General features: G+C 57.0%; 13 protein-coding genes. 4 read left to right on the forward strand and 9 right to left on the reverse strand.

All coding sequences use genetic code 11. The features are described from left to right. The first annotated feature begins 30 nt into the window (after positions 1 to 30). The gene (locus SOM48_RS09800; protein ID WP_320511855.1) at positions 31 to 972 is read left to right on the forward strand and encodes an amidohydrolase family protein; all 942 of its coding nucleotides are present in this window, start codon (positions 31 to 33) and stop codon (positions 970 to 972) included. A 439-nt stretch (positions 973 to 1,411) separates the two neighbouring features. Continuing rightward, positions 1,412 to 3,973 (forward strand): DNA mismatch repair protein MutS, encoded by a 2,562-nt coding sequence (gene mutS, locus SOM48_RS09805; protein ID WP_320511856.1) that lies wholly within the window; start codon positions 1,412 to 1,414, stop codon positions 3,971 to 3,973. Between the two features lie 25 nt (positions 3,974 to 3,998). Here mutS and SOM48_RS09810 read toward each other — a convergent pair whose 3' ends face one another. After that, on the reverse strand, positions 3,999 to 4,904 hold the full coding sequence (locus SOM48_RS09810) for a LysR family transcriptional regulator (RefSeq protein WP_312203300.1): 906 nt from the start codon (positions 4,902 to 4,904) through the stop codon (positions 3,999 to 4,001). Between the two features lie 108 nt (positions 4,905 to 5,012). Here SOM48_RS09810 and SOM48_RS09815 point away from each other — a divergent pair, with 108 nt between their 5' ends. Both SOM48_RS09815 and SOM48_RS09820 read left to right on the forward strand, forming a co-directional pair. Next, positions 5,013 to 6,221, forward strand: coding sequence for an MFS transporter (locus SOM48_RS09815; RefSeq protein WP_320511857.1), 1,209 nt, complete (start codon positions 5,013 to 5,015; stop codon positions 6,219 to 6,221). Continuing rightward, positions 6,218 to 6,598, forward strand: a complete 381-nt coding sequence (locus SOM48_RS09820; RefSeq protein ID WP_320511858.1) for a DUF4440 domain-containing protein — start codon at positions 6,218 to 6,220, stop codon at positions 6,596 to 6,598. Before SOM48_RS09815 ends, SOM48_RS09820 begins: the two co-directional genes overlap by 4 nt. A gap of 55 nt (positions 6,599 to 6,653) precedes the next feature. Here the strand turns inward: SOM48_RS09820 and rpoS are convergent, their stop codons facing one another. From rpoS to ftsB, 8 genes are all read right to left on the reverse strand, one after another. Next, a complete protein-coding gene (gene rpoS, locus SOM48_RS09825) occupies positions 6,654 to 7,646 on the reverse strand; it encodes an RNA polymerase sigma factor RpoS (RefSeq protein WP_023481104.1) in 993 nt (330 codons plus the stop codon). A gap of 126 nt (positions 7,647 to 7,772) precedes the next feature. Then, complete coding sequence (gene nlpD / locus SOM48_RS09830) at positions 7,773 to 8,852, reverse strand: murein hydrolase activator NlpD (protein WP_320512036.1); 1,080 nt, start codon at positions 8,850 to 8,852, stop codon at positions 7,773 to 7,775. A 166-nt stretch (positions 8,853 to 9,018) separates the two neighbouring features. Next, positions 9,019 to 9,645, reverse strand: coding sequence for a protein-L-isoaspartate(D-aspartate) O-methyltransferase (locus tag SOM48_RS09835; protein WP_023481101.1), 627 nt, complete (start codon positions 9,643 to 9,645; stop codon positions 9,019 to 9,021). Then, on the reverse strand, positions 9,639 to 10,400 hold the full coding sequence (gene surE, locus SOM48_RS09840; RefSeq protein WP_054803745.1) for a 5'/3'-nucleotidase SurE: 762 nt from the start codon (positions 10,398 to 10,400) through the stop codon (positions 9,639 to 9,641). Before surE ends, SOM48_RS09835 begins: the two co-directional genes overlap by 7 nt. Next, positions 10,381 to 11,430: a tRNA pseudouridine(13) synthase TruD gene (gene truD / locus SOM48_RS09845; protein ID WP_128482200.1), complete on the reverse strand. Its 1,050-nt coding sequence runs from the start codon at positions 11,428 to 11,430 to the stop codon at positions 10,381 to 10,383. Before truD ends, surE begins: the two co-directional genes overlap by 20 nt. After that, positions 11,427 to 11,906, reverse strand: coding sequence for a 2-C-methyl-D-erythritol 2,4-cyclodiphosphate synthase (gene ispF, locus SOM48_RS09850; RefSeq protein WP_128482199.1), 480 nt, complete (start codon positions 11,904 to 11,906; stop codon positions 11,427 to 11,429). Before ispF ends, truD begins: the two co-directional genes overlap by 4 nt. Continuing rightward, on the reverse strand, positions 11,906 to 12,616 hold the full coding sequence (gene ispD, locus SOM48_RS09855) for a 2-C-methyl-D-erythritol 4-phosphate cytidylyltransferase (protein WP_128482198.1): 711 nt from the start codon (positions 12,614 to 12,616) through the stop codon (positions 11,906 to 11,908). The genes ispF and ispD overlap by 1 nt, the downstream gene beginning before the upstream one ends. An 18-nt stretch (positions 12,617 to 12,634) precedes the next feature. Beyond that, entirely contained in the window at positions 12,635 to 12,973 is a 339-nt protein-coding gene (ftsB, locus tag SOM48_RS09860) for a cell division protein FtsB (RefSeq protein ID WP_023481120.1), read from the reverse strand. Positions 12,974 to 13,080: the final 107 nt, after the last annotated feature.

Raw genomic sequence — 13,080 nt, forward strand, 5'->3', positions numbered from 1 at the left:
ATTTTCCACCTGATGCAAAAGGTAAATATTATGACCTGTTCAAATCGTATTGATGTTCATCAGCATGTGGTCCCTCCTTTCTGGGCCGGTGAACTGGCCAAACATGGCGGAGATCCATCCGGCTGGAAAAGTCCAGCCTGGACACCAGAGGATGCTATTAACTTTATGGACGATAATCAGATCGCCACGGGAATGCTCTCTCTTACTGCCCCAAGTATTACTGGATGGCATGGTAAGAGCATGATTGATATGGCGAGAAAGGTTAATGAATACACTGCTGCTCTGGTGCAGAAAATGCCTGGGCGTTTTGGTAATTTTATAACCTTACCATTGCCTGATATTGATGCCTCGCTGTCTGAAATTAATTATGCCTATGAGCATTTGGATGCTGATGGTGTGGTGCTGATGACTAATTACCAGGGAATATATTTAGGAGACGAGCGTTTCAGCTCTGTATGGGATGAATTAAATCGTCGTTCTGCTGTTGTGTTTATCCACCCGGCCAAACCACCGATGGCATCAATACCTGGTATTCCCGGCCCGGTAATTGATTATCCGATGGACACCACCCGCACTGCGATACATATGGTTGTAGAAGGTGTAATGAAGCGTTGTCAAAACATCAAAGTGATCCTTTCCCATGCGGGAGGATTTTTGCCTTACGCTTCATATCGATTTGCTGAGTTGTTACCCGGCCTGCACCCGACGCTCAGCAAAGATGAGATGCTCGGGGAGATGAAAAAGTTTTACTTCGACACTGCGTTGTCCAGTAGTCACGTCGCTTTGAAAAGTCTGCTGGCTTTTGCAGAGCCGGGACATATCCTTTACGGTAGCGATTTTCCTTATGCGCCTGCGTCCGTCAGTACTTCATTCGCCCATCAGCTGGATAATTATGAAAGCTATACGGGGAATCAGTTAAGAGAAATTAATTATCTCAACGGGCTTAAACTTTTCCCCCGTTTAATGAAATAAATGGCTCAATGGCGCAAAATCCAGCGGCGGGGGAAACAATGGCGTGCTTATAACCTTTTAATAATCGCAACGCTTCGTTTGCTGCCTACCAATGGACTAATCCAGGCGGCCAATGTTGACCTGAGGGAGCCTCTCCCTCAGAGGGCTATATAACGGTAGAAAAAAGAGTTGTACCCGGCAGCGCTACAGGAGTGATGTAAACCACGATTTTCGCCGTTATCAGCTTTATCCTCATCATCTGGCTTTATCATTCCTGTCGCTTTCAATAACCGCTTCGCGCACGCTTGTTTTCCTGCCCTACAGAGTCCGTTATCATGCTCGCTACGCCTTCATGAACCGCGATGCAAATTCATGAGTTCCGATGAGGAAAGTGATAAGCGATGAGAACAACAAACATCACTGACTCATTATTTTTCAAGAAGATGGACATCACTAACTGATGAGTACGACAGACAACCTCGACGCGCACACCCCGATGATGCAGCAGTACCTGAAGCTGAAAGCACAGCATCCGGACATTCTGCTTTTCTATCGTATGGGCGACTTCTATGAGCTCTTTTATGACGATGCGAAACGCGCGTCGCAGCTGATGGATATCTCCCTGACCAAACGCGGTGCCTCTGCCGGGGAGCCGATCCCGATGGCGGGCGTGCCGCATCATGCGGTGGAGAACTACCTGGCAAAACTGGTGAGCCTCGGCGAATCGGTGGCGATTTGCGAGCAGATTGGCGATCCGGCCACCAGCAAAGGGCCGGTGGAGCGCAAGGTCGTCCGCATCGTCACGCCGGGCACCATCAGCGATGAAGCACTGCTGCAGGAGCGCCAGGATAACCTGCTGGCTGCCATCTGGCAGGATAGCAAAGGGTTTGGTTATGCAACGCTGGATATTAGCTCCGGACGTTTTCGCCTCAGCGAACCGGCCGACCGTGAAACCATGGCTGCTGAACTGCAACGCACCAACCCTGCTGAACTGCTCTATGCGGAAGATTTTGCGGAAACCGCGCTGATTGAAGGCCGCCGCGGTTTGCGCCGCCGCCCGCTGTGGGAGTTCGAAATCGACACCGCCCGCCAGCAGCTCAATATGCAGTTTGGCACCCGTGATTTGATTGGCTTTGGCGTTGAGAACGCCGCGCGTGGCCTGTGCGCCGCTGGCTGCCTGTTGCAGTACGTCAAAGATACACAACGTACCGCCCTGCCCCATATTCGTTCTATTACTATGGAGCGTCAGCAGGACACCATTATTATGGATGCCGCGACGCGCCGTAATCTGGAGATCACCCAGAACCTCGCAGGCGGGATTGAAAGCACGCTGGCCTCGGTGCTCGACCACACCGTCACGCCGATGGGCAGCCGCATGCTGAAACGCTGGCTGCACATGCCGGTGCGCGATACGAAAGTGCTGACCGAGCGTCAACAAACCATCAGCGCATTACAGGATCGCGCCGCCGAGCTGCAACCGGTGTTGCGCCAGGTGGGCGATCTGGAGCGTATTCTGGCACGTCTGGCGCTGCGTACCGCCCGCCCGCGCGACCTGGCGCGTATGCGCTACGCCTTCCAGCAACTGCCGGAACTACGCACGCAGCTGGCGGACGTCGACTGCGCGCCGGTGCAGGCGCTGCGTGAGAAGATGGGCGAGTTCAGCGAACTGCGCGAACTGCTTGAGCGCGCCATTATTGAAGCCCCGCCGGTGCTGGTACGCGACGGCGGCGTCATTGCTCCCGGCTACCATGCCGAACTGGATGAGTGGCGCAGCCTCGCCGATGGCGCGACGGATTATCTCGACCGGCTGGAGATCCGCGAGCGCGAGCGTCTTGGCCTCGACACCCTGAAAGTGGGCTATAACGCGGTGCACGGCTACTTTATCCAGATCAGCCGTGGGCAGAGCCACCTGGCGCCGATCCACTATGTGCGCCGCCAGACGCTGAAAAACGCCGAGCGCTACATCATTCCTGAACTGAAAGAGTATGAAGACAAAGTCCTCACCTCGAAAGGGAAAGCGCTGGCGCTGGAAAAGCAGCTTTATGAAGAGCTGTTCGATCTGCTGATGCCGCACCTCGGCGACCTGCAACAGAGCGCCGCCGCGCTGGCAGAGCTGGATGTGCTGATCAACCTCGCCGAGCGTGCCGACACCCTGAACTACTGCTGCCCGACCTTCAGCGATAAACCGGGCATTCGCATTAGCGAAGGGCGTCACCCGGTGGTAGAGCAGGTGCTGAAAGAGCCGTTTATCGCCAACCCGCTGAACCTCTCGCCGCAGCGCCGGATGCTGATTATCACCGGCCCGAATATGGGCGGTAAAAGTACCTATATGCGCCAGACTGCGCTGATTACCCTGCTGGCCTATATCGGCAGCTATGTCCCGGCGCAGAAAGTCGAGATTGGCCCGATCGACCGCATCTTTACCCGCGTCGGCGCGGCGGACGATCTGGCAAGCGGGCGGTCGACCTTTATGGTGGAGATGACCGAAACCGCCAACATTCTGCATAACGCCACCGAGAACAGCCTGGTGCTGATGGATGAGATTGGCCGCGGGACGTCGACCTATGACGGCCTGTCGCTGGCGTGGGCCTGTGCGGAGAATCTGGCGAATAAGATCAAAGCGCTGACGCTGTTTGCCACCCACTACTTTGAGCTGACGCAGCTGCCGGAGAAGATGGAGGGCGTGGCGAACGTGCACCTCGACGCGATTGAGCATGGCGATACCATCGCCTTTATGCACAGCGTGCAGGATGGCGCGGCGAGCAAGAGCTACGGCCTTGCTGTCGCGGCGCTGGCGGGCGTGCCAAAAGAGGTGATCAAGCGCGCGCGCGGCAAGCTGCGCGAGCTGGAGAGCCTCTCGCCGAGTGCTGCGGGCACACAAATTGACGGCACGCAGATGTCGCTGCTTGCTCCAGCGGAAGAGACCAACCCGGCGGTTGAAGCGCTGGAGAATCTCGATCCGGACAGCCTGACACCGCGTCAGGCGCTGGAGTGGATCTACCGTTTAAAAAACCTCGTCTAAAAAACGCTGCCGGATGGCGCTAATGTCATCCGGCAACCTCCCCCTGCGCCACCCACTGGCGCAAAAAATCGACCAGCGCGCGCACTTTGGCAGAGAGATGCTGCGTATCGGCATAGACTGCGTAAACGCCCTGCGGCGCAAACCGCCACTCCGGCAACAGATGCACCAGCCGCCCTTCAGCCAGCGCGCTTTGCACCAGCCACGCCGGCAGCAGCGCCACACCACAGCCAGCAAGGGCAAACGACATCAGCGCCTGCGCGCTGTCGGCGAAGATACGCGCGGGCTGCTTTATCTCCAGCGTTTCACCGCACCCTGCCGCATCAGTGACCTGCCAGCGCAGCGGGGAAGCGAGCCGCTCATGAATAATCCACGGCGCGTGCGCCAGGGCGTGCAGCGTCGTAATCGGGTGCTGGCTAAGCCACTGCGGCGCGGCAACAGGAAGAATATCGAAGCGTGAAATCAGTGCTGCGTGATAGCGGGAGTCCGCCAGTGTGCCGAGGCGAATAGCAACATCGAAACGCTCGCTAATCAGATCCGCGTGATGGGATGAAGAGACGTGGCGAATGCGCAGCGCCGGGTGACGCTCGCTGAAAGCCGCCAGCGCCGGGATCACCACCTGCGCGCCATACTCCGGCGTGGTGGTAATGCGCAGCTCGCCGCTGAGGCCAATATGGTTTGCCTGCACCTCATCCTGCAAATTTTCGGCATCCCGCAACAGCGCCACGCCGCGCTGGTAAAAGAGGCTCCCCGCCTCGGTCAGCGTTAAGCGGCGGGTGGAGCGTAGCAGTAGCGCCACGCCCAGCGAATCCTCAAGCTGGCGGATATTAAAACTGATCACCGCCTTGGTCTGCCCGAGCGTTGCGGCCGCGGCGGTAAAACTGCCGGTGTCGACGACGGCGATAAACATGGCGACGCGTTGCAAATTGAGCATCGCTTCTCTCGTGATTGTCAAAACAGGTTTGACAGTATATCGCCACCCGCGCCGTTTATCCCCTTTCTGCCAGCGGCTACAGTAGCGCTCCGCACAGAAGGAGGAAAAATGAGGTATCGCAACAAAGTCGCGGTGGTCTATCTGCTGGGCTTTTTTCTCGACTTGATCAATATGTTTATCGCCAGCGTCGCCTTTCCGGCGATGGCAGAGAGCCTGCATGCATCGGTCTCCGCGCTGGCGTGGGTCAGCAATGGCTATATCGCCGGGTTGACGGTGGCGATCCTCTTCAGCGCCCTGCTGACGCGCTTTATCGGTGCACGGCGGCTCTTTATGCTGTCGCTGTTACTCTTCAGCGCGGCGGGGCTGGCGGCGGGTTTTGCCGGCTCACTGGGCAGCCTGATTGCCTGGCGCGTAGTGCAGGGGTTAGGCGGCGGGTTGCTGATCCCGGTCGGGCAAGCCCTTGCCTGGCAGCAGTTCAAACCTCATGAGCGGGCAAAAATCTCCTCTGCGGTGATGCTGGTGGCACTGCTCGCCCCCGCCTGTTCACCGGCTGTCGGTGGGCTGCTGGTGGAACTGCTCGGCTGGCGCTGGATCTTCTTCGTCACGCTGCCGCTGGCACTGCTGACGCTGCTGCTGGCCGGGTGCTGGCTGAAAGAGGAGGCAAAGCCCGCCGTGTCGCGTCGGCTGCTCGATCTCTCTTTGCTGAAGAATTCACTGCTGCGCTTCGCCATGCTTATTTACCTCTGTGTGCCGGGGATGTTTATTGGCGTCAGCGTGGTGGGGATGTTCTATTTGCAGCGCATGATGGGGCTCACGCCTGCGGTGACCGGCGCGTTAATGGTGCCGTGGTCGCTTGCGTCCGCACTGGCGATCTCCGTGACCGGCCGCTATTTCAATCGCCTCGGCCCGCGCCCGCTGGTGATGATCGGCGCTCTGTTGCAGGCAGTGGGCATTGTGATGCTGCTGCTGGTTACCCCGTCGACGCCGCTGGCGATGCTTATCATAAGCTTCGCGCTGATGGGCGCGGGCGGAAGCCTGTGCAGCAGCACCGCGCAGAGCTGTGCTTTTCTCACCATCGATAATCAGGCGATGCCGGATGCCAGCGCGCTGTGGAATCTTAACCGTCAGCTGAGCTTTTTTATCGGCGCCACGTTGCTGGCGTTTGTTCTCGGCCTGCTGCAACAGGTTATGCCGCCCCTTGCCGCTTATCGCGGGACATATATCCTCGCTGCCATAATTACGCTTTTCCCGCTTTTGGGCGCGCTGCGCCTTGATAACCAATACACCCTGCAACAGCTAAAACAGGAGCAACCATGAAGGTTTATATGACGGAGATTATAGATGCCCATATCGCCATTGAAGCGTGGCTGGGCCGGGGCGAAGGCGACGGCGCGGCGCTGATGGCGCGCTTTAGTGACGCATTCATCATGATTACCCCAGGCGGAGCAACGCTTGATAAGCCTGCGCTGGTCAATTTTTTCCAGGCACAGCGCGCGGCGCGCACGGGGCTTAGCATTCGTGTTGATGATGTCGAATTGCTGGCAGAGTGGGAAAGCGGCGCGGTGCTGCGCTACCGTGAAACGCAGCAATTGCCGGATCAGTCGGCGCATCAGCGCTGGTCAACGGTGGTGTTTGAGAAAGATGCCGGGAAGCTTGTGTGGCGGCATCTGCATGAAACGGCGCTTGCCGGGTAGCAGAAAAGAAAAAAGGCCAGTCTTTACGACCGGCCTTTTTGACGAGAAAGGGTGTTTATTCGCGGAACAGCGCTTCGATATTCAGCCCTTGCGTTTGCAGAATTTCGCGCAAACGACGCAGACCTTCAACCTGAATCTGGCGAACACGTTCACGAGTGAGACCAATTTCACGGCCTACATCTTCGAGTGTCGCAGCCTCATAACCCAGCAGACCGAAACGACGTGCCAGCACTTCACGCTGTTTGGCGTTCAGTTCGAACAGCCATTTGACGATGCTCTGTTTCATATCATCGTCTTGCGTGGTGTCTTCCGGGCCGTTGTCTTTTTCATCGGCCAGGATGTCCAGCAGCGCTTTTTCAGAATCACCGCCCAGCGGCGTATCAACTGAGGTAATGCGCTCGTTGAGACGCAGCATACGGCTGACATCATCAACAGGTTTATCTAACTGTTCAGCAATCTCTTCTGCGCTCGGTTCGTGGTCCAGTTTATGGGACAACTCACGCGCGGTACGCAGATAGACGTTCAGCTCTTTGACGATGTGAATCGGCAGACGAATGGTGCGGGTTTGGTTCATGATAGCCCGCTCGATGGTCTGACGAATCCACCAGGTCGCGTAAGTTGAGAAACGGAACCCACGTTCAGGGTCAAATTTTTCAACGGCGCGGATTAGCCCCAGGTTGCCCTCTTCAATCAGATCCAGCAGAGCCAGACCACGATTGCTGTATCGACGGGCAATCTTCACCACCAGACGCAGGTTACTTTCGATCATGCGACGGCGGGAGGCAACATCACCTCGTAATGCACGGCGTGCAAAATAAACTTCTTCTTCGGCCGTCAAGAGCGGGGAGTACCCGATTTCCCCAAGATAAAGCTGAGTCGCGTCTAAAACACGCTGTGTTGCACCCTGCGATAACAGCTCTTCTTCAGCCAGGTCATTATCACTGGGTTCCTCTTCTACCAAGACTTTTTCGTCAAAAGCCTCTGTTCCGTTCTCATCAAATTCCGCGTCTTCATTTAGATCATGAACTTTCAGCGTATTCTGACTCATAAAGTGGCTCCTACCCGTGATCCCTGGGCAAAACACCTGACGCATTCTCATTTACCTCCGCTGCAGCGGCATTAGCGCTCACTGCAACGGAATAAGTGAGAATGACCTCACCTGCTTTGCACCGATTTATCGCTGCGGCAAATAACGCAGCGGGTTTACGGATTTCCCCTTGTAACGAATTTCAAAATGCAAGCGTGTAGAGCTGGTTCCGGTGCTACCCATAGTCGCTATTTTTTGCCCCGCCTTCACTTCTTGTTGTTCCCGGACCAGCATTGTGTCGTTATGGGCGTAGGCGCTCAGGTAATCATCGTTGTGTTTTATGATGATAAGATTACCGTAACCGCGCAGTGCGTTACCGGCATATACTACGCGTCCATCTGCGGTCGCGATGATAGCCTGTCCTTTACTGCCTGCGATATCGACACCCTTGTTACCACCCTCGGTGGCAGAGAAGTTGTCGATAACGTTGCCTTCAGTTGGCCAGCGCCAGGTTGAAATCGGCGAGCTGGTTGTTGTACTGCTGACAGTCGGTTCGGTTGTTGTACTAACGGATGGTGCCGTAACAGGCGCTGTGACAGGTGTCGCAGGCTTGTTGTTCGGCAACATTTTATTAGCACTTTGTTCACCTGAAGTCTCAGAATACGTAATTGTCGGTTTCGAAGCAACCACCGCGGTTGAATTTTGCGCAGTTTTTGAGACTATTCCTTGTTCCGATGCATCAGCCTGCGTTATTGCATTTCCGCCTGTGATAGGTGTACCAGATGCATTTCCTACCTGCAACGTCTGCCCGACGTTTAAACCATACGGCGCAGCCACGTTGTTGCGCTGTGCAAGGTCACGGAAATCGTTGCCGGTGATCCAGGCAATATAGAAGAGGGTATCGCCCCGTTTTACGGTATAGGTGCTGCCGCCGGTGTAGCTCCCTTTCGGGATATTGCCGTATTTGCGGTTATAGACAATGTGACCATCTACCGTCTGTACCGGCTGCGCCTGGACAGGTTGAGACTGCATTGGCTGTACCGGTTGAACAGGCTGTACCGGTTGAACTTGCTGCATTTGCGGCTGCTGTGCGTTAGTGCTCATGGCAGGCGGCGGCGTAATGAGCATGCCGGAGTTGTCGCTGCCGCTGGCGCTTCCGCCTACGGAACTGACCGGTGCCGGAGTATTGTTGGAATTTGAACACCCTGCCAGCCAAAGCGAAACCAGTGACAATGCCGCGACACGGCGTACGGTGAATTTCGGGCTTCCCGCGCTCATTTTTCCCCCAATATTATGTAAATTACCAATGACTTAAAGATAACCGCGAAGCTCGACGGCAAATTTGCCCACAATACGCTGTTATGGCCCGAAATACCCAGGATAAATCTGTAACTCAGGCCAACTCACCGCGTACAAGCGGAACAAAGCGCACGGCTTCAACGGTATCGATAATAAATTCGCTTCCCCGCCGACGAACCCGCTTCAACTGCTGGAGTTCGTCGCCCACGGGCAAAACGAGAATGCCGCCGTCATCCAGCTGCGACATCAGCGCGGCGGGAATTTCAGGCGGAGCGGCTGTCACAATAATAGCGTCAAATGGCGCGCGTGCTTGCCATCCTTGCCAGCCATCACCGTGACGCGTGGAGACATTGTGCAGATCGAGCTGCTTGAGGCGGCGACGCGCCTGCCACTGCAGCCCTTTAATCCGCTCAACGGAGCAGACATGGTGCACCAGATGCGCGAGGATCGCCGTCTGGTAACCGGAACCGGTGCCAATCTCCAGCACGCGCGAATCGGGCGTCAGCTCAAGCAGCTCCGTCATGCGCGCGACCATATAGGGTTGGGAGATGGTTTGCCCCTGACCAATGGGCAGCGCGACGTTTTCCCACGCTTTGTGTTCAAACGCCTCGTCGATAAATTTCTCGCGCGGCACCCGCGACAGCGCCTCAAGCACCTGTTCATCTTTGATGCCCTGCGCGCGTAGCTGATTGAGAAGATCCTGGATGCGTTTGCTTACCATTGCGTATTCACCCCGGCGCGTTCCAACCAACCTGATACCACCTCTTGTGCACTGTAGGCGGTCAAATCCACGTGCAGCGGCGTAACGGAAACATAACCCTCATCAACGGCGGCGAAGTCGGTATCGGGACCGGCATCGCACTTCTCCCCCGGCGGGCCAATCCAGTAGAGGGTGTTGCCGCGCGGATCCTGCTGCGGGATCACCTGGTCAGCGGGATGGCGGCTGCCGCAGCGCGTCACGCGAATGCCTTTGATCTCACTCAGCGGCAGATCCGGGACATTGATATTCAAAATGCGCCCGGTGCGCAGCGGCTCGCGGCTCAGCCCACGCAGGATGGCGCAGGTGACCGCAGCGGCGGTTTCATAGTGGGTGTGACCATTAAGAGAGACGGCTAACGCCGGAAAGCCGAGGTGGCGGCCCTCCATCGCGGCGGCAACGGTACCGGAGTAAATAACATCATCGCCGAGGTTCGGCCCGGCGTTGATGCCTGAAACCACCACATCCGGGCGCGGGCGCATTAATGCGTTCACGCCGAGAAAGACGCAGTCCGTCGGCGTGCCCATCTGCACGGCGATGTCGCCGTTATCAAAGGTAAAAGTACGAAGCGAAGATTCGAGCGTCAGCGAATTAGACGCACCGCTGCGGTTACGATCGGGAGCCACGACCTGAACGTCGGCAAACTCCCTAAGAGCACGGGCCAGCGTCTGGATACCCGGCGCGTGGATCCCGTCATCGTTACTCAGCAATATTCGCATAATCACCCGATGTGTTGATAAGTTCCCTGACCACACTGGTGGCAAAACTCCCCGCCGGTAGCCAGAAACGTACCTCGACGGTGGCGTCATCCCACCAGTTCCAGCTGAGCGCCTGCGGATAGAGCAACATCGCACGGCGCGCAGCGTCCACTTTTTCTCTCACCAGCAGCGTCTGTAACTCTGGCGCGTCAGCAACTGCCTGCTGCTCAAACTCCAGCGCCGCGTCCTGTGTTCCCCACTCGCCGCGGCCCGGCAGCGGCGCGGTAATCATCAGCGCTTTCGCATCGACCCGCGCCTGTAACTCGTCGCGCTCATCACTGGTCGCCACGAACCAGCTGCCGCGACCCGCTAATTGTAGCGCATCGCCGACAACAACCTGATTGAAGTCTGGTTTCTTCAGCCGCTCGCTGACCACCTGATTAAACAACGCGCTGCGCGCGGCGGACAACCAAAAACTGCGTTTGTTACGATCGCGAACCGCCGCGTCGCTTTGCGCCCAGCGCAGCGCGCCCTGCAGGTTGCTGCCGCCAATGCCAAAACGCTGTGCGCCAAAATAGTTGGGTACGCCCTGTTCCGCGATAGCCTTTAAACGTGATTCAACCTCTGAGCGGTCGCTTACTTCACGCAGCACCAGCGTAAAGGCGTTGCCTTTCAGCGCGCCGAGACGCAGTTTGCGTTTATGGCGGGCATACTCCAGCACGTTGCAGCCTTCGAGCGTGAACTGGCTGAGATCCGGCATACCATTACCCGGTACGCGGGCACAAAGCCACTGTTCCGTTACGGCATGCTTATCTTTTTGACCGGCAAAGCTCACTTCACGCACATGAATTTTAAGGAATTTCGCTAAAGCGTCAGCAACAAAACGCGTATTGCAGCCATTTTTCAGAATTCGTACCAGAATATGCTCACCTTCGCCGTCTGGCTCGAAGCCCAGATCCTCTACCACGACGAAATCCTCCGGGCTGGCCTTCAGGATGCCGTTGCCGCCAGGTTTGCCGTGCAGGAAGGTGAGATTATCAAATTCCGTCATTTCGCCGCCTTCACTAACAGCGCCACCGCTTCACAGGCAATGCCTTCGCCGCGCCCGGTGAAACCGAGCTTCTCGGTAGTGGTGGCTTTGACGTTGACGTCATCCATATGGCAACCAAGATCTTCGGCGATAAAGACACGCATCTGCGGAATATGCGGCAACATCTTCGGTGCCTGGGCGATGATGGTCACATCCACGTTGCCAAGCGTATAGCCTTTGGCCTGAATGCGCCGCCAGGCTTCGCGCAGCAGCTCGCGGCTGTCCGCGCCTTTAAAAGCCGGGTCGGTATCCGGGAAGAGCTTACCAATATCCCCCAGCGCCGCCGCACCGAGCAGCGCATCGGTTAACGCATGCAGGGCGACATCGCCGTCGGAGTGTGCCAGCAGCCCCTGCTCATAGGGAATGCGCACGCCGCCAATAATAATCGGGCCAGTGCCGCCAAAGGCGTGTACGTCAAAACCGTGTCCAATGCGCATTATGCTTTCTCCTGAAGGTCTGCATGGGTCAGATAAAATTCTGCGAGTCGTAAATCTTCGGGTCGGGTCACTTTAATATTATCCGCACGCCCGGCGACCAGCTCGGGATGATAGCCGCAATACTCCAGCGCCGAGGCTTCATCGGTGATGGTTGCACCTTCATCTAACGCGCGGGTTAAGCAGTCGTGGAGTAACGCATGCGGGAAAAACTGCGGCGTCAGGGCGTGCCAGAGATCATTGCGCTCAACGGTATGAGCAATCGCGGTTTGGCCCGGCTCGGCGCGTTTCATGGTGTCACGCACCGGCGCGGCGAGGATGCCCCCAACCCGGCTGGTCTCACGCAGGGCGAGAAGTCGGTTGAGATCGTCCTGGTGCAGGCAAGGGCGCGCGGCGTCATGCACCAGCACCCACTGCGCACCGGCAGCGGCTTTCAGCCCCGCCAGCACCGAATCGGCACGTTCCGCACCGCCGTTTACCACCGTAATCTGCGGATGGTTGGCCAGAGGAAGCTGCGCGAAGCGTTCATCGCCCGCGCTGACGGCAATAATCACCCGGCTGACGCACGGGTGGGCGAGCAGCGCGGCGACCGCGTGCTCAAGGATGGTTTTATCGCCGATGGAGAGATACTGCTTTGGACATTCCGTTTGCATGCGGCGGCCGAATCCGGCGGCCGGCACCACGGCACAGACGTCCGGAATGAGTGTTGCCATTCGTTAACCCGGGACTGTTTATGGTCTAGTTTGCGTATTCTGCGTGTTTTGTGTGTTCTGCGCTGAGCCTGCCGCGCGCTTTGATGCGTCCGGCACCAGACGATAGAAGGTTTCGCCCGGTTTCGTCATGGTCAGCTCATTACGAGCACGCTCCTCGATCGCTTCCTGGCCGCCATTGAGATCGTCAATTTCGGCAAACAGCTGATCGTTGCGCGCTTTTAGTTTTGCGTTTGTCGCCTGCTGAGCCGCCACATCTTCGCTGACGCGGCCGTAGTCGTGCAGACCATTTTTGCCGAACCACAGCGAGTATTGCAGCCAGACCAGCAAAGCCAGCAAAAGCAGCGTTAATTTACCCATCCTGCCCCCTGAAAAACGGCATCATCATCCCATAACTTTTCGTCAGACTCCACTTCGGGGCCGGGTGATACCGCGCAAGCGCCAGACTTTATCATAAATGTTGAGCA

This window comes from Kosakonia sp. CFBP8986, assembly GCF_034044935.1.
Classification (GTDB): Bacteria; Pseudomonadota; Gammaproteobacteria; order Enterobacterales; family Enterobacteriaceae; genus Kosakonia; species Kosakonia cowanii.